The sequence below is a fragment of the Streptomyces sp. CNX435 genome (assembly GCF_059570575.1).
Window position 1 is genome coordinate 1 of the sequence record NZ_JCANTA010000008.1, and the last position, 19,815, is coordinate 19,815.

The 19,815-nt window shown below is 72.5% G+C and carries 18 protein-coding genes; 4 read left to right on the plus strand and 14 right to left on the minus strand.

Going from position 1 to position 19,815, the window contains the following annotated elements; genetic code table 11:
- Nucleotides 1–396 (minus strand): PHP domain-containing protein (locus T328_RS15725; RefSeq protein ID WP_496494918.1); only part of this gene is annotated, 396 nt, incomplete at its 3' end.
- A gap of 184 nt (nt 397–580) precedes the next feature.
- Between T328_RS15725 and T328_RS15730 the strand changes: the two genes are divergently transcribed.
- Together T328_RS15730 and T328_RS15735 are read left to right on the plus strand one after the other, a co-directional pair.
- Nucleotides 581–1,222 (plus strand): hypothetical protein, encoded by a 642-nt coding sequence (locus T328_RS15730; RefSeq protein WP_496496859.1) that lies wholly within the window; start codon nt 581–583, stop codon nt 1,220–1,222.
- A 69-nt stretch (nt 1,223–1,291) separates the two neighbouring features.
- Nucleotides 1,292–2,083 (plus strand): thioredoxin domain-containing protein, encoded by a 792-nt coding sequence (locus T328_RS15735; protein ID WP_496496665.1) that lies wholly within the window; start codon nt 1,292–1,294, stop codon nt 2,081–2,083.
- A 21-nt stretch (nt 2,084–2,104) separates the two neighbouring features.
- Here T328_RS15735 and T328_RS15740 read toward each other — a convergent pair whose 3' ends face one another.
- Nucleotides 2,105–2,698, minus strand: a complete 594-nt coding sequence (locus T328_RS15740) for a dienelactone hydrolase family protein (RefSeq protein ID WP_496496666.1) — start codon at nt 2,696–2,698, stop codon at nt 2,105–2,107.
- Between the two features lie 53 nt (nt 2,699–2,751).
- Here T328_RS15740 and T328_RS15745 point away from each other — a divergent pair, with 53 nt between their 5' ends.
- Nucleotides 2,752–3,834, plus strand: coding sequence for a mechanosensitive ion channel family protein (locus T328_RS15745; protein ID WP_496496667.1), 1,083 nt, complete (start codon nt 2,752–2,754; stop codon nt 3,832–3,834).
- A gap of 37 nt (nt 3,835–3,871) precedes the next feature.
- On the opposite strand, the gene T328_RS15750 is transcribed toward T328_RS15745, so the two are convergent.
- From T328_RS15750 to T328_RS15760, 3 genes are all read right to left on the minus strand, one after another.
- Nucleotides 3,872–4,813, minus strand: a complete 942-nt coding sequence (locus T328_RS15750; RefSeq protein WP_496496668.1) for an RluA family pseudouridine synthase — start codon at nt 4,811–4,813, stop codon at nt 3,872–3,874.
- Between the two features lie 35 nt (nt 4,814–4,848).
- A complete protein-coding gene (gene lspA / locus T328_RS15755; protein WP_496496669.1) occupies nt 4,849–5,517 on the minus strand; it encodes a signal peptidase II in 669 nt (222 codons plus the stop codon).
- Nucleotides 5,518–5,630: 113 nt separating this feature from the next.
- Nucleotides 5,631–6,671 carry a TraR/DksA family transcriptional regulator gene (locus tag T328_RS15760; RefSeq protein ID WP_496496670.1) on the minus strand — a complete coding sequence of 347 codons (1,041 nt, stop codon included), beginning with the start codon at nt 6,669–6,671 and terminating at the stop codon, nt 5,631–5,633.
- A gap of 522 nt (nt 6,672–7,193) precedes the next feature.
- Here T328_RS15760 and ileS point away from each other — a divergent pair.
- Nucleotides 7,194–10,379 carry an isoleucine--tRNA ligase gene (gene ileS, locus T328_RS15765; RefSeq protein WP_496496671.1) on the plus strand — a complete coding sequence of 1,062 codons (3,186 nt, stop codon included), beginning with the start codon at nt 7,194–7,196 and terminating at the stop codon, nt 10,377–10,379.
- A gap of 240 nt (nt 10,380–10,619) precedes the next feature.
- On the opposite strand, the gene T328_RS15770 is transcribed toward ileS, so the two are convergent.
- The 9 genes from T328_RS15770 to ftsW all read right to left on the minus strand — a co-directional run bounded on the left by T328_RS15770 (nt 10,620) and on the right by ftsW (nt 19,548).
- Nucleotides 10,620–11,873, minus strand: a complete 1,254-nt coding sequence (locus T328_RS15770; protein ID WP_496496672.1) for a DivIVA domain-containing protein — start codon at nt 11,871–11,873, stop codon at nt 10,620–10,622.
- Nucleotides 11,874–11,937: 64 nt separating this feature from the next.
- A complete protein-coding gene (locus T328_RS15775; protein ID WP_281618893.1) occupies nt 11,938–12,225 on the minus strand; it encodes a YggT family protein in 288 nt (95 codons plus the stop codon).
- A 63-nt stretch (nt 12,226–12,288) separates the two neighbouring features.
- Nucleotides 12,289–12,924, minus strand: a complete 636-nt coding sequence (locus tag T328_RS15780) for a cell division protein SepF (RefSeq protein ID WP_496496673.1) — start codon at nt 12,922–12,924, stop codon at nt 12,289–12,291.
- 124 nt (nt 12,925–13,048) lie between these two features.
- Nucleotides 13,049–13,903 carry a YggS family pyridoxal phosphate enzyme gene (locus T328_RS15785; RefSeq protein ID WP_496496860.1) on the minus strand — a complete coding sequence of 285 codons (855 nt, stop codon included), beginning with the start codon at nt 13,901–13,903 and terminating at the stop codon, nt 13,049–13,051.
- Nucleotides 13,903–14,637 carry a peptidoglycan editing factor PgeF gene (gene pgeF / locus T328_RS15790; RefSeq protein ID WP_496496861.1) on the minus strand — a complete coding sequence of 245 codons (735 nt, stop codon included), beginning with the start codon at nt 14,635–14,637 and terminating at the stop codon, nt 13,903–13,905. Before pgeF ends, T328_RS15785 begins: the two co-directional genes overlap by 1 nt.
- 33 nt (nt 14,638–14,670) lie before the next feature.
- A complete protein-coding gene (ftsZ, locus tag T328_RS15795) occupies nt 14,671–15,885 on the minus strand; it encodes a cell division protein FtsZ (protein ID WP_496496674.1) in 1,215 nt (404 codons plus the stop codon).
- Nucleotides 15,886–16,126: 241 nt separating this feature from the next.
- On the minus strand, nt 16,127–16,954 hold the full coding sequence (locus tag T328_RS15800) for a cell division protein FtsQ/DivIB (protein ID WP_496496675.1): 828 nt from the start codon (nt 16,952–16,954) through the stop codon (nt 16,127–16,129).
- 37 nt (nt 16,955–16,991) lie between these two features.
- Nucleotides 16,992–18,086, minus strand: a complete 1,095-nt coding sequence (gene murG / locus T328_RS15805) for an undecaprenyldiphospho-muramoylpentapeptide beta-N-acetylglucosaminyltransferase (protein ID WP_496496676.1) — start codon at nt 18,084–18,086, stop codon at nt 16,992–16,994.
- 43 nt (nt 18,087–18,129) lie between these two features.
- The gene (gene ftsW / locus T328_RS15810) at nt 18,130–19,548 is read right to left on the minus strand and encodes a putative lipid II flippase FtsW (protein WP_496496677.1); all 1,419 of its coding nucleotides are present in this window, start codon (nt 19,546–19,548) and stop codon (nt 18,130–18,132) included.
- Nucleotides 19,549–19,815: the final 267 nt, after the last annotated feature.

The following is a 19,815-nucleotide window of genomic DNA, read 5'->3' on the forward strand; positions in this document are numbered from 1 at the left end:
CTTCTGCAACCACCCCTCCTTATACGCATCCGACGACAACCGGAACAAATTATGCAAACCCGTACGAGACGACGCCCAGATCGTCTTATGCGTATACCCACCCGAACCAGACACGTCATCACGCTTCTGATGCGGCTGCCCCCACTGCACCTTCCGCTTGTTCCGCCGCGACTCCGGCGCCACATACGCCTCGATCCCGATAATCGGCGTCACCCCCGCCGCCGACGCCTGCGCAAAGAAGTCATACGCCCCGTGCAGATTCCCGTGATCCGTCATCGCAATATGCGACATCCCCATCTCACGACACGCCGCGAACATATCCTTCAACCGCGCCGCCCCATCCAGCAGCGAATACTGCGTGTGCACATGCAGATGCGTAAAAGGCGGCTTGGCCACGACGGAGGACCTCCAGCAGACGACGGGTGCGAGGGCTCGGGCAGGACGCTGGGAAGTCTAGGCGCCGGCACTGACAGCCCCGGCCCGCCCCCGGGGGGAGCACGGCCTCCTCCTTAGCCGGGGTTTACCGTCCGCCATGGCAGAATCACGCCCGATGGAACATGCGGCCGTAACGATCAGGGCGATGCGCGCGGCGGTCTTCACCGCGCTGTGCATCAGCCTGTCCGCGGGCGCCCACGTGCTCCTCTCCGCCACCCCGCTGCCGCTCGGCACCCTCGCCGCGCTCTCCGCCGGCGTCTTCGCCGTCGCCTTTCTGCTCGCCGGCCGCCGCGAGCGCGGCTACTGGAGCATCGCGGCCGTGCTCGTGCCGCTGGAGCTGGCGGCCGACACCGTCTTCACCGCCGGCCAGCACACCTGCTACGGCCAGTCCGGCGGCCCCGTCGCCGGCTCGCTGCGCTCCCTGGGGCTCGACCTGCTCTGCTCCGGCGAGGTCGGCTCCCCGCTGGCCCGGATGACCGGCCGCGGCGAGGCCCTCGCGGGCACCGCCGCCAGCCCGTGGCTGCTGCTCGCCGCCCACGTCGGCGTCGGCCTGGTCGCCGCCGCCTGGCTGCGCCGCGGCGAGGCCGCGCTCGCCGGGCTGGCGCGCGCCGCCGCGGCGGTCGCCTTCCGCCCGCTGCTGCTGGCCGTCGCCGTCGTCACCGTCGCCCCGGTACGGAGCACCGGCCGCCCCGGCCGCCGGTGGGACCGTACCCGCGCCCTCCGCCCGCAGCCGCACCTGCTGCACTCGGTCCTGCGGCGTGGCCCGCCGTGCCCGGCCGCTGCCTGATCCGATCCGGCAGCACCGCCGTCCGGCACGTCACACAGCCACACCGATCACACACGAGGACCTCCCACCATGAGCAAGCGAAACAGTCAGGAAGCCAAGCGCGCCGCGCGCGAGCGGCTGCGCGTCGAGCGCGAGAAGCAGGCCAAGAAGGAGAAGGTGCGCCGGCAGCTCTTCGTCGGCGGCGCGGCCGTCGGCCTGCTGGCCGTCGTCGGCGGCGTCGCCTTCGCGGTCACCAGCCTCGGCGGCGACGACGGCAGCGACAAGGACTGGGGCGCCGCGAAGAACGCCAAGCTGGTCCAGCCCGCGAACGCCGAGGGCGAGAAGGGCACGACCGTCGTGCTCGGCGGCAAGGACGCGGAGAAGACGGTCGACGTCTACGAGGACCTGCGCTGCCCCGCCTGCGCGCAGTTCGAGCAGCAGTTGGGCGAGCGGATGAAGAAGGGCGCCGACGACGACAAGTACCAGCTGCGCGTCCACCTCGGCGCGATCATCGACGGCAACTTCGGCGGCAGCGGCTCCAAGAACGCCGCGAGCGCCCTGGGAGCGGCCCTGGACGTCAGCACCGAGGCGTTCAAGGAGTACCACGGGCTGCTCTACTCGGCCGAGCACCACCCGCCGGAGAACGACGACAAGTTCGCCGACAACAAGTACCTGCTGGACGTCGCCGAGAACGTCGACGAGCTGAAGGGCAACAAGGAGTTCCGGAAGGCCGTCAACAAGGGCACGTTCGACAAGTGGGCCCTGGAGATGATCAACAGCTTCGAGGACGCCGGCATCGAGGGCACGCCGACGATCAAGATCGACGGCAAGGCGATCGAGAACGAGACGCTCCCCGCGGAGCTGGACAAGCTGGGCGCGTAGCAGCCCGCGACACCCCGCGCGTTACGTGGCGGAGCGCCCGTCCAGCTCCGCCACGAACGCATCCGCCACCGGCCAGGCGGACCGCGCCGCCTCCGCGTCGTAGTCCGCCAGGCCGGGGTCGGTGAACAGGTGCCCGGCGCCCGGGTAGCGGAAGACCTCCACGTCGGCGCCGGCCCGCCCCATCCGCAGGTACCAGGCCGTCTGCCAGTCGTGCGTCTCGAACGGGTCGGGGTCGGCCACGTGCAACTGCACCGGCAGCTCGCCGGAGGCCGCCCGGGCCCCCTCGGCGAGGTCCGACGTGCCGTGCATCATCAGCAGCCCCCGCGCGCGCTCGTCGGCCAGCGCCAGGTTCTGCGCCAGCGCGCCGCCGAGCGACAAGCCCGCGTACAGCACGCCGCCCGCCGAGTACGGCGCCGCGGCCTTCACGGCGCGCGCCAGCAGCTCGTCCCTGCCGATCTCGTCCCTGACCGCCAGCCCCTCCTCGGCCGTCTCCGACGTACGCCCGTCGAAGAGGTCGGGGACGACCACCTCATGGCCGGCGGCGCGCCAGCGCTCCGCCGTCGCGTGCACGGCCGGACGCAGTCCGTACATGGAGTGGAAGAGCAGAATCGTCATGCGCCCATCGTGGCAGATACCGTCGGGGAGGTCCGCGTCCGAAGGAGGCTCACGTGTCCACCGAGGAGGTGCTCCGGCCCGTCCTGGTCGTCGGCGGCGCCGTGGCGGTCACCGCGCTCGCCGGCGTCGTGGTCGACCTGCTGCTGCGCCGCGCCGACGCCCGGCACCCCGAGACCCCGATATGGGGCCTGCTGCGCAGCTGCCGGCTGCCGCTGCAGCTCGCCCTGCTGACGTCGATCCTGCTGGGCACGTACGAGCGCACGGAGCTGACCCACGGCGACGACAGCCGCACGGTGCTCACCCGCGTGCTGGCGCTGCTGCTGATCGCGTCCATGGCGTGGCTGCTGACGAAGGTGCTCGCGGTCGCCGTGGAGCTGACGTACCACCGCTACAAGTCCAAGGCCCGCGACTCCGCCCGCCGCAGGCGGGTGCGGACGCAGCTGACGCTGATCCAGCGCGTGGTGATGTTCGTCATCTGCACCATCGCCGTGGCCGCCATGCTGCTGACGTTCCCGCAGATGCGGGCGGTGGGCACCTCGATGCTCGCGTCCGCCGGCGTCATCGGCATCATCGCGGGCATCGCCGCCCAGTCGACCCTGGGCAACCTCTTCGCCGGCCTGCAGATCGCGTTCGGCGACCTCGTACGCATCGGCGACACCGTCGTCGTCGAGGGCGAGTGGGGGACGGTCGAGGAGATCACGCTGACGTTCCTGACCGTGAAGACCTGGGACGAGCGCCGCATCACCATCCCCGTGTCGTACTTCACCAGCCAGCCGTTCGAGAACTGGTCGCGCGGCGGCGCCGAGCTGACCGGCACGGTCTACTTCCACCTCGACCACTCCACGCCGGTGCCGGCGCTGCGCGAGCGGCTGCACGAGGTGCTGCTCGGCTGCGCGCACTGGGACGGGCGTGGCTGGAGCCTGGTGGTCACGGACACCACGCCGACCACGATGGAGGTGCGGGCACTGGCCACCGCGCGGGACGCGGACGCGCTGTGGGACCTGCGCTGCCTGGTGCGCGAGGAGCTGATCACCTGGCTGCGGGAGAAGCATCCGTACGCGCTGCCGAAGGTGATGACGGCGCAGGCGCCGCTCAACGGCGCCGCCGCACACGCTCCGGACGTCGAACTGCCGTAGCACCCGGTCCACGTTCTCGGGGTCGTGGCCCTCGCCGTCAGGCGCTGTCGGCGCGTACGGTGTCGAGGGCCCGCCGCAGGTCCTCGGGGTAGTCCGACTCGAACTCCACCCACCGGCCGTCCTCGGGGTGCTCGAAGCCGAGCCGTACGGCGTGCAGCCACTGCCGGTCCAGGCCGAGCCGCCGGGCGAGCGTGGGGTCGGCGCCGTACGTGAGGTCGCCGACGCACGGGTGGCGGTGGGCGGACATGTGCACCCGGATCTGGTGGGTGCGGCCGGTCTCCAGCTTGATGTCGAGGAGGCTGGCGGCGCGGAACGCCTCCACGAGGTCGTAGTGCGTGATGCTGGGCTTGCCGTCGGCGACGACGGCCCACTTGTAGTCGTGTACGGGGTGGCGGCCCACGGGCGCGTCGATGGTGCCGCTGAGCGGGTCGGGGTGGCCCTGCACCAGCGCGTGGTAGCGCTTGTCGACCGTACGCTCCCGGAACTGCTGCTTCAGCAGCGTGTACGCGCGCTCCGACTTGGCCACCGCCATCAGCCCCGAGGTGCCCACGTCCAGCCGGTGCACGACGCCCTGCCGCTCGGCGGCGCCGGAGGTGGAGATGGCGTACCCCGCGGCGGCCAGGCCGCCGACGACGGTGGGCCCGCTCCAGCCGGGGCTGGGGTGGGCGGCGACGCCGACGGGCTTGTCGACGACGACCACGTGCTCGTCGTCGTAGACGACGGTCATCCCGGGCACCGGCTCGGCGACGATCCGCACCGGCGCCGCGGGCGCCGGCATCTCGACCTCCAGCCAGGCCCCCGCCGTCACCCGGTCCGACTTCCCGGCCTCCCGCCCGTCGACGAGGACCTTGCCGGTGCCGGCCAGTTCGGCGGCTTTGGTCCTGGAGAACCCGAACATCCGGGCGAGGGCGGCGTCGAGCCGCTCGCCTTCGAGGCCGTCGGGTACGGGCAGGGTGCGGATCTCGGGCACGGTACTCACCCCGGAAGTATCGCAGGCGCGTACGGGCGTCCCGGTCAGCCGCGGTGGATCGTGCCGTCGGGGTCCAGGCCGCGGAAGGACAGGACCACGATGAGGATGCCGCCGCAGACGATCGCGGAGTCCGCGAGGTTGAACACCGCGAAGTGCTCGGGGGCGATGAAGTCCACGACGTGGCCCTCGAAGAAGCCCGGGGAGCGGAAGAGGCGGTCGGTGAGGTTGCCCAGCGGGCCGCCGAGGAGCAGGCCGAGCGCGATGGCCCAGGGCAGGCTGTACAGCTTGCGCGCCAGCCGGGCGATCACCCCGATGACGATCACCGCGATCAGCGTGAAGATGACGGTCATCGACTCACCGATGCCGAACGCCGCGCCCGCGTTGCGGACGACCTGGAAGCGCAGCAGGTCGCCGACGACCTCGACGGAGCGGTTGTCCGGCTCCAGTTCGGAGACGACGATCAGCTTCGTGACGAGGTCGAGGGCGTAGACGAGGGCGGCGACGCCGAGGAGCACGCCGATGCGCCTGCGGCCGCGGGGGCCCGTCGCGGACGCGCCGTCCGCCGCCTGCCCGGCCACGTCCGCCCCCTCGGCGGCGTCGGCGGCGTCGGCGCCGGCGGCTTCCTCGGTGTCTTTCCCGTCCGCCGCGGAGGCGCCCTCGTCCTGCCCACGGGGCTCCCTGGCGTCCCCGCTGATCCGCTCCGCCTCTGTCACGTGTGCCCTCCGGTGCGCTGACTGGGGTCGAGCGTACGACACACGCGTACGAGCCGTCGCACCACAGCCCGTAACCGCCGCCGACCGGCCCCGTCAGCGCCTCCGGCGCTCCCTCAGCGGCGCTCCTGCCGCTGCTTGCACTCCACGCAGAGGGTGGCCCGCGGGAACGCCTGCATACGCGCCTTGCCGATCGGTTTGCCGCAGGACTCGCAGAGCCCGTACGTGCCGTCGTCCAGCCGCACGAGGGCGCGCTCGGTCTGCACCAGCCGCTCCCGGGCGCCCGCGGCGAGCGCCATCTCGTGCTCGCGCGAGATGTTCTTCGTCCCCGTGTCGGCCTGGTCGTCGCCGGCGCCGCCGCCGGAGTCGCGCATCAGCCCGCTCACCGCCTCCTCGGAGGCACGGATCTCCGAGCGCAGGCTCGCGACCTCGTCCCGCAGGCCCTGACGGGCCTCCTCGATCTCCTCGGGAGTCCAGGGATCCTCCCCCGGACGCACGGCCAGCTCCCCCGGCTCGGCCGGGGCCGTCCCGCCCGCCGCCTCGGCGACCGGGGCCTCCACAACCTGCGTCTTCTTTGCGACCACCGTCTTGGCTCCCGTCTTCTTCCCCGGAGACGTCCTGGCGGACGTCTTCTTGGCCGCCGCCTTCTTCGCCGGCTTGCGCGCCGGGGCGGCGGCCCGTGCCGCGGTTCTCCTCGCGGGCTCGGTCCTGTCGGCCGGCGCCCTGCGGGCCGCGGCCTTCTTCGCGGGCGGCGACTTCTTCGCGGGGGCGGCCCTGCCCGCGGGCGCCCCGGTCGCCGCCGTCTTCCTGTTCCCCGCGGACTGCTTCTTCGTGGCCTGCTCGGCCTTCTTCGCCGCGGCCTTCGCGGCCTTCTTGGCCGTGGCCTTCTTTGCCGGCGCCTTCTTCGCCGTGGCCTTCTTGGTCGTGGCCTTGGTCGTGGCCTTGGTCGTGGCCTTGGTCGTGTCCTTGGTCGTGGCCTTCTTCGTGGTCTGCTTCCGCGGGGTCTGCTTCTTCGCCGCTCGCCCCCCCGTGGTCTTCTTCCCGGTGGTCCGGCCTGCGGCGGCCTTCTTCGCCGGCGCCTTCTTTGCCGCCTTCTTCGCCGTGGTCTTCTTCGCTGTGGACTTCGTCGCCGCCGGCGCGGTCTTCTTCGCAACCATGGCCGGGACCCCTTCACATATTGTGATCTTGTTCGCGAACGGTGCCGGAACGATAAATCGACACTGCGTCCGCGGCAACAGGGCACGCCATGGCTGACCGGTCTCAAAACGTTGTGCCCAGCCGTGCGCCGGGTAATCCCGGGCTTCCGCTCGCCTGTCCGGTTTGCCGGCACTGGGCCGAACGGCCCAGCGGGCCCCGGCGCGGAAACCCGGTCGGCGGCGCGCACCCCGGGGCCGTACACTGTCGGCAGCGACAGGCATGGATGGGGACGAGTACTTCCGTACGCAGCCGAGGAGCGACCCGGGGACGGTGCGAGCCCGGGCGGCGTGCACGGAGCGAAGATCACCCCGGAGCCGCCGGAGGAAAGCCCCCGGGCGAGTAGAACCGGCACCGCTGCCCCAATGAGGGGGCGGTGGGCGCGCAGCGCGCGCTCCGCCGCCAAGGAGGGTGGTACCGCGGGAGCCCCGGCTCTCGTCCCTCCGGTTCGGCCGTCAGCACGCCAGCCGGAGGAAGAGTCCCCGATGACCACGCCCCTGTACCGACCGGTACCCGCCCAGGTAGACCTGCCCGCCCTCGAACACGCCGTGCTCGACTTCTGGCGCTCGCGACAGGTCTTCGCCCGCTCCCTGGAGCAGTCGGAGGGCCGGCCCGAGTGGGTCTTCTACGAGGGCCCGCCCACCGCCAACGGCATGCCGGGCGCGCACCACATCGAGGCCCGCGTCTTCAAGGACGTCTTCCCCCGCTTCCGCACCATGCGCGGCTACCACGTGGCACGCAAGGCCGGCTGGGACTGCCACGGGCTGCCGGTGGAGCTGGCCGTGGAGAAGGAGCTGGGCTTCAACGGCAAGCAGGACATCGAGGCCTTCGGCATCGCCGAGTTCAACGACAAGTGCCGCGCCTCCGTCCAGCGGCACACGGACGCCTTCGCCGAGCTGACCGAGCGGATGGGCTACTGGGTCGACCTGGACGACGCGTACTGGACGATGAACTCCGAGTACGTGGAGTCCGTCTGGTGGTCCCTGAAGCAGATCTACGACAAGGGCCTGCTCGTCCAGGACTACCGCGTCTCCCCCTGGTGCCCGCGCTGCGGCACCGGCCTGTCCGACCACGAGCTGGCGCAGGGGTACGAGACCGTCGTCGACCCCTCGGTCTACGTCCGCTTCCCCCTCACCTCCGGCCCGCTGGCCGGCGAGGCGGCCCTGGTCATCTGGACCACCACGCCGTTCTCGCTCACCGCCAACTTCGCGGTCGCCGCCCACCCGGACGTCACCTACGTCGTCGCCACCGACGGCACCGAGAAGGTCGTCGTCGCCGAGCAGCTGGTCGGCAAGGCGCTGGGCGAGGGCTGGGAGACCACCGGGCAGTCGTTCACCGGCGCCGAGATGGAGCGCTGGACGTACCGGCCGCCCTTCGACCTGGTGGACCTGACCGACGCGCACTACGTCGTCAACGCCGACTACGTCACCACCGAGGACGGCACCGGCCTGGTCCACCAGGCCCCGTTCGGCGAGGACGACTTCAAGGTCTCCCGGCAGTACGGCATCGAGGTCGAGGTCCCGGTACGCGCGGACGGCACCTTCGGCGGGGAACTGCCGCTCGTCGGCGGCCAGTTCTTCAAGAAGGCCGACGAAACGCTGGTCGCCGACCTCGACGCGCGCGGACTGCTCTTCCGCCACGAGCCGTACGAGCACAGCTACCCGCACTGCTGGCGCTGCCACACGCCGCTGATCTACTACCCGCAGCCGTCCTGGTACATCCGCACCACCCGCGTCAAGGACGCCCTGCTGCGCGAGAACGAGCGGACCAACTGGCACCCGGAATCCGTCAAGCACGGCCGCTACGGCGACTGGCTGAACAACAACATCGACTGGGCCCTGTCCCGCAACCGCTACTGGGGCACCCCGCTGCCCGTCTGGCGCTGCGCCGAGGACCACCTCACCTGCGTCGGCTCGCTGGCCGAGCTGAGCGAGCTGACCGGCACCGACCAGTCGTCCCTGGACCCCCACCGCCCGTACATCGACGAGGTCGCCTTCCCCTGCCCCACCGAGGGCTGCACGCTGCGCGCGGAGCGGGTGCCGGAGGTCATCGACGCCTGGTACGACTCGGGCTCGATGCCCTTCGCGCAGTGGGGTTACCCGTACCAGAACAAAGACGTCTTCGAGACCCGCTACCCCGCGCAGTTCATCTGCGAGGCCATCGACCAGACCCGCGGCTGGTTCTACACGCTGATGGCCGTCGGCACGCTCGTCTTCGACCGGTCCTCTTACGAGAACGTGGTCTGCCTCGGCCACATCCTCGCCGAGGACGGCCGCAAGATGTCCAAGCACCTGGGCAACATCCTGGAGCCCATCCCGCTGATGGACCGGCACGGCGCGGACGCGGTGCGCTGGTTCATGGCCGCCGGCGGCTCGCCCTGGGCGGCCCGGCGGGTCGGCCACGGCACGATCCAGGAGGTCGTGCGCAAGACCCTCCTGACGTACTGGAACACGGTCTCCTTCCAGGCGCTGTACGCCCGCACCGCCGGCTGGGCGCCCTCGGCGGCCGACCCGGCGCCCGCGGACCGGCCGCTGCTGGACCGCTGGCTGCTCGGCGAGCTGGACGCGCTGACGACCCGGGTGACCGACGCCCTCGACGGCTACGACACCCAGCGCGCCGGCAAGCTGCTGTCCGCCTTCGTCGACGACCTGTCGAACTGGTACGTGCGCCGCTCCCGGCGGCGCTTCTGGCAGGGCGACGCGGCGGCGCTGCGCACGCTCCACGACGTACTGGAGACGGTGACGCGGCTGCTGGCCCCGGTGGTGCCGTTCATCACCGAGCGGGTGTGGCAGGACCTCGTGGTGCCCGTCGTGCCGGACGCCCCGGCCTCGGTGCACCTGGCGGCGTGGCCGGAGCCGGCCGGCTCGGGTGCCGCGGCGTTCGACCCGGAGCTGTCGCGGCAGATGCAGCTCGTACGGCGCCTGGTGGAGCTGGGCCGGGCGTCGCGGGCGGAGTCCGGGGTGAAGACCCGGCAGCCGCTGTCGCGGGCGCTGGTGGCCGCGGCGGGCTTCGCGGCGCTGCCGGCCGAGCTGCGCGCGCAGATCGCCGAGGAGCTGAACGTCTCCGCGCTCGCGGGCCTCTCCGAGACCACCGGCGGGACGGCCGGCGGCTCACTGGTGGACACCACCGCGAAGGCCAACTTCCGGGCGCTGGGCAAGCGGTTCGGCAAGCGGGTGCAGGACGTCGCGAAGGCCGTCGCGGCGGCGGACGCGGCGGCGCTGTCGGCCGCGCTGCGGGACGGCGGCAGCGCGACGGTGGAGGTCGACGGCGAGCCGGTGACGCTCTCCCCGGACGAGGTGATCATCACCGAGACCCCGCGGGAGGGCTGGTCGGTGGCCTCCGACGCGGGCGCGACCGTGGCGCTGGACCTGGAGATCACGCCGGAGCTGCGCCGCGCGGGCCTGGCCCGGGACGTGATCCGGCTGGTCCAGGAGGCGCGGAAGAACTCCGGTCTCGACGTGGCGGACCGGATCCGGCTGCGCTGGTCGACGGCCGACCCGGAGGTCCGGCAGGCGCTGTCGGACCACGCCGGGCTGATCGCGGAGGAGGTCCTGGCGACGGACTTCGCCGCGGGCGACGCGGACGCGGACCCGGCGGACGAGGCGGCGGGCTACGGGGAGCCGTTCACGGACGAGCCGCTGTCGCTGACCTTCCGGCTCGTACGGGCCTGAGTCCGGGCCCACCGGCGGCCACCCGCCCTCGTACGGCCACGGGGGCGGGGAGCCGGCCTTGCGGTGCAGGTCCGGGCCGGGCGTCCGGCACCGTACCCGAGCCGCCGCCCCGCCTCCGACACGCCGCCTCCGGCACGCGCGCCCGTACCCCCGGGCGGGCACACGCAAGGGCCGGGTCCCGCGGCGAGCGTTCCGCGGGACCCGGCCCTCTGCGATATGCCGACGGCCGTCAGGCCGTGCTCAGTTGTCGTCCTCGTCGATGAGGAAGCCGCGCATCGGCGACGGCGGCTGCTGCATCGGACCGCCCTGCGGGCGCACCGGCGCCATGGGCTGCGTCATCGCCGGGGACATCTGCTGCTGGCTGCCGTACGACGGGCCGCCGGCGGGCTGCTGCCCGCGGGTCGGCATGCCCTGCTGGCCGCCCATCGTGCCACCGCCCATCGTGCCGCCACCCATGCTCGGGGGGCCGCTCATGGCACCGGCGCCGGCCGGGGCCATCGAGGGCACCGGGGCGGGAGCCGACCCGGCGGGCAGCGAGCCCCCCGCCGGGGTACGGGGCGGGGCGAGCGAGTCGTCCGCCTGGTTCTCCAGCTGGCGCAGCTGCGACTCCAGGTACGACTTCAGCCGGGTGCGGTACTCGCGCTCGAAGCCGCGCAGGTCCTCGACCTTGCGCTCCAGCGTGGCGCGCGCGGACTCCAGCGAGCCCATCGCCACGCGGTGCTTCTCCTGCGCGTCCCGCTCCAGGGCGTCGGCCTTGGCGCGCGCGTCGCGCTCCAGACCCTCGGCGCGGCTGCGGGCCTCGCCGACGATCTTGTTGGCCTCGGCGCGGGCCTCCGCGATCGCCTGGTCGGCGGTCTGCTGCGCCAGCGACAGCACCCGGGCGGCGCTGTCGCCGCCGACGGGGCCACCCTGCTGCGGGCCGGGGCCGCCGTGCTGCGGCGGGGGGCCGCCGACGTGCTGCTGCTGCGGCGGGCCGCCGTGCGGGACGTGCTGGGGACCGCCGGGACCGCCCGGGCCACCGGGGCCCATCGGGCCGGGGCCGTGCGGACCGTGACCGGGGCCACCGGGACCACCGGGGCCGCCCGGACCGCCGGGGCCGCCCGGACCACCCGGACCGCCGGGGCCCATGCCGCCGGGACCTGCAGGCAGCTGGGGTGCGCCGGAAGGCAGCTGGGGCGGGCCGCCCTGCGGCGGGCCCATCTGCTGCGGCGGCACCGGCTGCGGGCCCGATATGGCGGCGGGCACCGGCCCACCGTGTCCGGGCGGACCGGCGGCCCGGGCGGTCCCGGTGGCCCCGGCGGTCCCCTGGTTCTGTGCCGCGGCCCGGGTCGCCGCGGCCAGCTTGGCCCGCAGGTCCTCGTTCTCGCGGAGCAGCCGGGTCAGTTCGGCCTCAACCTCGTCGAGGAACGCGTCGACTTCGTCCTCGTCGTAGCCCTCTCGGAGTCGGACGGTCGTGAACTGCTTGTTCCGCACGTCCTCGGGGGTCAGCGGCATTTCTTCACCTCAACGTAGTCATCGGCGACATCGGCATATCGACAGTCTTCGACCCTCTTCACCATCACCTCGCTCCGCCCACCACAGTGAGCAGGATGTAGACGATGATCATCAGGACGAAGAAGGACAGGTCCAGCGCCACGCCCCCTAGACGCAGCGGCGGGATGAACCGCCGCAGGAGCTTGAGTGGTGGATCCGTGACCGTGTAGGCGCCCTCAAGCAACACCACCATGGGCTTGCCCGGCTCCCAGGAGCGGGCGAACATGAACACGTAGTCCATGATCAACCGGAAGATCAGCACGATCAGGAAAACGAACAGCGCGATGTAGATCACTTGAAGCGCGACGTCCATCTCGCTGTGGTCCTCTCCCCTTCGCGTTCCGGCCCCTTGGCCGCTCGCACAGTGTTGCTTGGCTCAGCTTTGGTTGAAGAACCCGCCTTCTGCGATGCGGGCCTTGTCCTCCGCTGTTACGTCGACGTTAGCAGGCGACAACAGGAACACCTTCTGGGTCACACGCTCGATGCTGCCGTGCAGGCCGAAGACGAGTCCAGCCGCAAAGTCGACAAGTCGTTTTGCGTCCGTGTCGTCCATCTCGGTCAAGTTCATGATCACCGGAGTGCCCTCGCGGAAGTGTTCCCCGATGGTACGTGCCTCGTTGTACGTACGCGGGTGGAGCGTCGTGATCCGATAAGGCTCCCGCTCGGACACGACCTTGGGCATGATCACCGGCGCACTCTTCTCCAGGCTGGGACGGTCAGGTGTGATGGAAGACACGGGAGCGATTCGCCCCGAACGCCCCGATTCGGGCAGCAGCCCGGCCGAACGCCCCGCGGGCTCCCGGTCCATGGGCCGATCCCGCTGCGCCGGCGGCTGGGCGATCGCGCGGGGCGGCTCGTCCTGCTGCGGCGGCTGCGGGGACTGGTGGCGGTGGCGTCGCTCGGGCTCGGGCTCCGGCTCGAACTCGTCGTCGGGGTCGTACCCCGGGCCGTCGTACCCATCGTCCTCCACGAGGCCGAGGTAGACCGCCATCTTGCGCATTGCGCCGGCCATGCTCTACGCCCTCCGCTCTGCGGTGGATCGGCTTTCGTCGCCAGTGACGTGATCCACGCTGCCCTGCCTGAATTGACCGGGAATGAAGCTTATTTTCTACTGTCGTCCGACTCGCTTGGCGACGTTACCGGAGCTGAGGCCGGACTCCGAGTACCGCGGTGCCGACGCGTACGTGTGTCGCTCCTGCGGCAATTGCCTCCTCGAGGTCACCGCTCATCCCTGCCGAGACCATCGTTGCAGCCGGATGCGCCGCGCGCAGGCGGGATGAGATTTCCATCAGCCGCTCGAACGCCGCCCGTTGCCGTCCCGCGTACGCCCCGGCCAGCGGCGCGACCGTCATCAGGCCGCGCAGCCGCAGCCCTTGGGCCGCCGCCACCGCGTCCGCGAGCGCCGGTACGTCACCGGGCGCGACGCCGCCGCGGTCCGCCGTCGCACCGCTGCCGGAATCCTCGCCGGACGCCGCCTTCTTGTCGAGTTCGCCGGCGAGTTCCGCGCCGGGTTCCCCGTCTTCCCTGTCCAGCGCCACCTGCAGCAGACAGCCCAGCTCGCGGCCCTCGCGCCCGGCCGCGGCGGCGAGCGCGGTGACCAGCCGGGGGCGGTCGACGGAGTGTACGTAGTCGGCGTAGCGGGCCACGGAACGGGCCTTGTTGGTCTGCAGCTGGCCGACGAAGTGCCAGATGAGCGGCGCGTCCCCGCCCCGCCCCGCGCCCCGCTCCGCGCACAAGGCGGCCTTGCCGGCGGCCTCCTGGTCGCGGTTTTCGGCCACGTTCCGTACGCCCAGGTCGGCCAGCAGCAGCACGTCGCTCGCGGGATAGGTCTTCGTCACGACGACGAGCGTGACCTCCTCGCGCTTGCGCCCCGCCGCCGCGCACGCGCCGGCGATACGTTCCTCCACGCGCGCCAGGTTCGCGGCCAACTCGGCCCGGCGCTCCCGGTCCCCCGCCTCCGGCACCCTGCCCTCCCCCGTGATCCCGTCCATCATTCCCCGTCCAGCCAGACGTAGCCCGCGTGCCGGCCCGTGGCACCCTCGCGCCGGTACGAGAAGTGGTCCCGGGACTCCAGCGTGCACACGTCGGACACTGTGATCATTCCCACACCCAGGGTCTCCAACTGCGCGACCACGCCCGCACGGATGTCCAGTGCCGGCGTCCCCCAACTCGTCGTCGCCCGCGCCGCCGGCACCCGCCCGGCGGCTTCCTCGCGCAGCGCCTCGGGCACCTCGTAGCAGCGTCCGCAGACCGCCGGCCCGAGGTAGGCGACGATCCGCGCCGGCTCGGCGCCCAGCCCGGCCATCGCCTCGACCGCCGCCCCGGCCACCCCGGCGACCATGCCGGGCCGCCCGGCGTGCGCGGCGCCCGCCACCCCGGCCGCGGGGTCGGCGAGGAGCAGCGGCACGCAGTCGGCGCCGCGGGCGGCGAGCGGCACGCCGCGGGCGCGGGTGACGACGGCGTCCACGGCGGGCGGGGGCGCGTCGCCCCACGGCCCGTCCACGACGGCGACGTCGCGCCCGTGCACCTGGTGCATCCACACGACCCGCGCCGGCTCCACCCCGAGCGAGCGGGCGGCGCGGTCGCGGTTGGCGGCGACCGCCGCCGGATCGTCGGCGCCGACGGCGCCGCCGAGGTTCAACTCCGCGTACGGAGCGGCGCTCACGCCGCCCCACCGGTCGGTGAAGGCGAAGTGAGCGCCGCCTGTCGCGTATGTCTGCCCTATCACGGGTCGTACGTTACGTCATCAACCCGCCGGTTACTTCAGGAAGTCCGGTACGTCCAGCTCCTCGACCTCGCTGTCCTGGTATGGCCGGGCCGCCGGCACCTGCGGCGGGACGGCCGGCGGCGGCGCCGGGGTGCTGTCCTCGGTGCCGTCGCCGGACAGGGAGCCGAGGCCGCTGAACGCGGGCCGCTCCGGCTCCGTGGACCGGGCGGCGGACGCGCTGTCCGCGACCGACTCGGCCGGGGAGTCGTCGCGGCCGCTGTACGAGCCGAGGACCTTGTCCCGGTTCTTCGACGGCAGCTGCCCGCCGTCGAAGCCGGCGGCGATGACCGTGACCCGCACCTCGTCGCCGAGGGCGTCGTCGATCACCGCGCCGAAGATGATGTTCGCCTCCGGGTGGGCCGCCTCGCTGACGAGCTGGGCCGCCTCGTTGATCTCGAACAGGCCGAGGTCCGAGCCGCCGGAGATGGACAGCAGCACGCCGCGGGCGCCGTCGATGGACGCCTCCAGCAGCGGCGAGGAGATCGCCATCTCGGCCGCGGCCACCGCGCGGTCGTCGCCGCGCGCCGAGCCGATGCCCATCAGCGCCGAACCGGCCTCCGACATCACGGACTTGACGTCCGCGAAGTCCAGGTTGATCAGGCCCGGCGTGGTGATGAGGTCGGTGATGCCCTGGACACCGGAGAGCAGCACCTGGTCCGCGGAGCGGAAGGCGTCGAGCACGCTCACCTGACGATCCGAGATCGACAGCAGCCGGTCGTTGGGGATCACAATGAGGGTGTCGACCTCGTCGCGCAGCGCGGCGATGCCGTCCTCGGCCTGGTTGGCGCGGCGCCGGCCCTCGAAGGTGAACGGGCGGGTCACGACGCCGATGGTGAGCGCGCCGAGCGAGCGGGCGATGTTGGCCACGACGGGCGCGCCGCCGGTGCCGGTGCCGCCGCCCTCGCCGGCGGTGACGAAGACCATGTCGGCGCCCTTGAGCACCTCCTCGATCTCCTCCCGGTGATCCTCGGCGGCCTTGCGGCCGACATCCGGGTTGGCGCCCGCGCCGAGCCCGCGGGTCAGCTCGCGACCGACGTCGAGCTTGACGTCCGCGTCGCTCATCAGCAGTGCCTGCGCGTCGGTGTTGATCGCGATGAACTCGACGCCCTTGAGACCGACCTCGATCATCCTGTTGATGGCGTTGACGCCACCGCCGCCGATGCCGACGACCTTGATGACCGCGAGGTAGTTCTGTGGTGCTGCCACGTCGAAGGCCTCTCGCCTCGAGTTACGTATGCCGTTTGTGGGGGTCCCCGAACGCCGGTCGAACCCTAAGCGTGAAGTTTAGGGTTCCCGCAGCATCCCGTACCTGGACTCTTGGAACGAGACACTAAGTCGACAAGGCTTCCGCGTTCAATGAACACGCCGAACCTCCCGTTTTTCTTTTCACCCTATGTGATCAGGCGTTGCGACCCCCCACGGGGGGTCTGAACTGCGCAGTTGTGCGTCAACTCGCCGACGCCGCGGGGGCGCTGGGAACGCTGACGTCGAAGTACCGCGCATCGCGCTCCGCTTTCATGACCGCCGCAAGGGCCTTCGACTTCGCCACGCCGCGCTCCGCGCTCCCCCACAGCACCGTCCGCCCGCCGGTCAGCTCCAGCGTGACGGAGTCATATGAACGCACAAGGATAGTACGGGTGTCACGGCGCACGCTCTCGGAGAGCGCAGCCGCGACGCGCACCGCGCTCACGCGCAGCCGCTGCCGGCCGAAGCGGTCCAGGCTCGGTGAGTCCGCGACCCGCATCTCCACCATCGGCACGTTCTCCGGGGGCGTGCGCACCGTGGCGAACCGCACGCCCTCGTCGTCGACTTCCACGAATGTCTCCCCCTCGCGCAACAGCACCGCGGGCCGGCGTTCGGTGACCTTCACCACGACGCGGTGCGGCCAGGCGCGGTCGACCTCCACGGTGTCGATACGCGGCAACTCCGCCGCCAGCCGCGCCTCGACCGCGTCCGTGTCGACGGTGGCCATCGGCACGCCCGTGGAGACGCGGGCGGCGTCCAGCACCTCCTTCGAGGTGAGCACGTCCGTTCCGGAGACCGCCACCCGCTCCACCCGCAGCCAGCCGGAGCCGTACAGGGCCCAGCCGGAGAACCCGCCGAGCACGGCCGCCGCGAGCAGCACGGCGATCAGCACCCGGCGGCTCCGCAGCCGCCGGCCGGCCGCGGCCCGGCGTCCGGCCGGCCCCCGGGCCTCGTCCGGCCGGCCGGACGAGGCGCCCCGGTCGCGCTCCTCGCGGCCGGCCGCCGCCTTCTCGCGGACCGCTCCGGCCATCCCCGTACCCCCTGACTGGTGTGGTGAGATCGGAGACCTATGATCCCCGCCGGCCCGCCACGGCCTCGTACACCATGCCGACGAGGAGTTCGTCGGCATCCCTCCGGCCGAACTCCGCCGCCGCCCAGGACATCTCGTGCAGCCGCTGGCGGTTGGTGAGCACCGGCAGCACCTGCTGGCGCACCCAGTCCGGCGTCAGCTCGGCGTCGTCGACGAGGAGTCCGCCGCCGGCCTTGACGACCGGCTGGGCGTTGAGGCGCTGCTCGCCGTTGCCGATGGGCAGCGGGACGTACGCCGCCGGGAGCCCGACCGCGGAGAGTTCGGCGACCGTCATCGCGCCGGCGCGGCAGAGCATCATGTCCGCCGCGGCGTAGGCGAGATCCATCCGGTCCACGTACGGCACCGTGACGTACGCCGGCATGCCGGGCATATTGTCGACCTGCGGCATCTCGTTCTTCGGCCCGACGACGTGCAGGATCTGCACGCCGGAGCGCTGCAGGTACGGCGCGACCGACTCGACGACCTCGTTCAGCCGCCGGGCGCCCTGCGAGCCGCCGGAGACCAGCAGCGTCGGCAGGTTGGGGTTGAGCCCGAACGCGGCGCACGCCTCGGCGTGCAGCGCGCCGCGGTCGAGGGTGGCGATGGAGCGGCGCAGCGGGATGCCGACGTAGCGGGCGTGCCGCAGCTTGCTGTCGGGCGTGGAGACGGCGACGAACTTGGTGTAGCGCGAGCCGATCTTGTTGGCGAGGCCGGGGCGGGCGTTGGCCTCGTGCACCACGATCGGCACGCCGCGGCGCTTGGCCGCAAGGTAGCCGGGCAGCGCGACGTAGCCGCCGAAGCCGGCGACGCAGTCGGCCTTCGTGCGCTCCAGCACCTCCTCGGCGGCCCTGATGGTGCCGCGCAGCCGCCCTGGGACGGTGATCAGCTCCGGCGTGGGTTTGCGCGGCAGGGGGACCGCGGGGATCAGCGCCAGTTCGTAGCCGCGCTCCGGGACCAGCCTGGTCTCGAGCCCGCGCTCGGTACCGAGCGCCGTGATGCCCACCGTCGGGTCCTGCCTGCGCAGGGCGTCGGCGAGGGCGAGCGCGGGCTCGATGTGGCCGGCGGTCCCCCCACCGGCGAGTACGACATGCACCGAATTTCACCGCTCTCCGCGACGGCCGCCCGCCGGCGGTCCGTCACCTTGTCTTCCTGGCTCTCCTGGCGGTGCTCCCCGGACTTTTTCCGGCGAGCACCCTTCTAGCAGACTGCAGCACCCCCGCGGGCCGCACGGCCAGTGCCGCCCGTGCCGCCGGTTCCTCGCGCGCGAACGCGATCAGCAACCCCACGGCGAACATCGCCGGCAGCAGGGCGGAGCCTCCGTAGGAGAACAGCGGGAGGGGGACGCCGGCGATGGGCAGCAGTCCCAGGACCGCGCCGATGTTGATCACGACCTGCGCCATGATCCAGGCGGTCACTCCCCCCGCGGCATACCTTACGAAGGCGTCCTCCGTACGTCCGGCCACGCGGATACCCGCATAGCCTAGAGCCGCGAAGAGGGCGAGCACCGACAGTGTCCCCGCCAGGCCGAGTTCCTCCCCGGTCACGGCGAAGATGAAGTCGGTGTGCGGTTCCGGTAGTTCGCCCCATTTTTCCATACTCGCGCCGAGGCCCGAGCCGAACCAGCCGCCGGAGGCGAGGGCGTAGATGCCGTGCAGGCCCTGCCAGCAGACGTCGCCGGGGCCCGGTTCGGTGGCGCCGATGCAGCGCAGCCGGTCCATGCGGTGCGGGCTGGAGGTGAACGCCACCACGGTCAGTGTCGCCCCGACCGCGATGACGGTGGCGAACAGCCGGGTCGGTGCGCCGGCCACCCACAGCAGGCCCAGCAGGATCGCGCCCAGGATCATCGCGGTGCCCATGTCGCCGCCGAGCATGATGAGGCCGAGGATCAGCAGCGCCACGGGCACCAGCGGCACCAGCATGTGCTTCCACTGGGTGAGCAGCTTCTTGTCCTGTTTACGCGCCAGCAGGTCCGCGCCCCACATCACCAGCGCCAGCTTGCCGAACTCGCTGGGCTGGAGCTGGAACGGGCCGCCGAAGTTCAGCCAGTTGGTGTTGCCGCCCACCGACTGCCCTATCCCCGGCACCTGCACCAGGGCCATCAGGAACAGCGACACCGCCAGAATCGGGTACGCCAGCGCGCGGTGCAGCCGGATCGGCATCCGGGAGGCGGCGAACAGCAGGAGGGTGCCGAGGACGGCGGCGACGAGCTGCTTGCGGAAGTAGTACGTGGACGCCAGGCCGCTGTTGAGCGCCTCGATCTGGGAGGCGGAGAAGACCATCACCAGGCCCAGCACGGTGATGAGCAGACTGCCGCCGAGCAGCAGGTAGTACGCGGTCAGCGGCCGGTCCCAGGCGCGGCGTACGCGGCGCGCGAGCCGGCGCGGCCCGGCCGCGCCGGCGGCCGGGCGGCGGGGGGTACGGCCCGTACGGGCCGTACGGGCCGTACGGGCGCCGGGGACGGCTGCGCCGCGGGCGGACCGCGGCGCGCTCTTCGACGCCGCCCCGCGCCCGGCCGCCGGGCGCCGCGCGCCCCGGTCCTGGTCCGCTCTGCTCATCCGCCGTCTCCTCGCTGGCCCCGCACACCGCCCATGGGCAACGAGGTTGCCACGCCGGCGCCCCGCCCGGGGGCACGACGCGACGGTACGCGGTCCCCTTCGAGGCGTCGGGATCCTGGGTCCCGTGTCGGTCTCGCCGTGGTCCGCCCGCGGGGCCGGCGGCGCAGCGGGCACCGCCCACGCCCCGGGGGCGCAGGGAGGCCGCTGCATGCGATCGCGGGGCGGCGGCCGACCGGCAGCGGGCCTGTCGGCCGGTCCCGGCAACGC

What these genes read in the sequence shown, in the direction of transcription:
- ileS (WP_496496671.1), top strand. Translation starts at nt 7,194, where the DNA reads ATGACCACGCCCCTGTACCGACCGGTACCCGCCCAGGTAGACCTGCCC.
- T328_RS15770 (WP_496496672.1), bottom strand. Translation starts at nt 11,873, where the DNA reads ATGCCGCTGACCCCCGAGGACGTGCGGAACAAGCAGTTCACGACCGTC.
- T328_RS15730 (WP_496496859.1), top strand. Translation starts at nt 581, where the DNA reads ATGCGCGCGGCGGTCTTCACCGCGCTGTGCATCAGCCTGTCCGCGGGC.
- T328_RS15740 (WP_496496666.1), bottom strand. Translation starts at nt 2,698, where the DNA reads ATGACGATTCTGCTCTTCCACTCCATGTACGGACTGCGTCCGGCCGTG.
- T328_RS15800 (WP_496496675.1), bottom strand. Translation starts at nt 16,954, where the DNA reads ATGGCCGGAGCGGTCCGCGAGAAGGCGGCGGCCGGCCGCGAGGAGCGC.
- T328_RS15760 (WP_496496670.1), bottom strand. Translation starts at nt 6,671, where the DNA reads ATGGTTGCGAAGAAGACCGCGCCGGCGGCGACGAAGTCCACAGCGAAG.
- T328_RS15785 (WP_496496860.1), bottom strand. Translation starts at nt 13,903, where the DNA reads ATGGACGGGATCACGGGGGAGGGCAGGGTGCCGGAGGCGGGGGACCGG.
- T328_RS15780 (WP_496496673.1), bottom strand. Translation starts at nt 12,924, where the DNA reads ATGGCCGGCGCAATGCGCAAGATGGCGGTCTACCTCGGCCTCGTGGAG.
- ftsW (WP_496496677.1), bottom strand. Translation starts at nt 19,548, where the DNA reads ATGAGCAGAGCGGACCAGGACCGGGGCGCGCGGCGCCCGGCGGCCGGG.
- T328_RS15735 (WP_496496665.1), top strand. Translation starts at nt 1,292, where the DNA reads ATGAGCAAGCGAAACAGTCAGGAAGCCAAGCGCGCCGCGCGCGAGCGG.
- T328_RS15775 (WP_281618893.1), bottom strand. Translation starts at nt 12,225, where the DNA reads ATGGACGTCGCGCTTCAAGTGATCTACATCGCGCTGTTCGTTTTCCTG.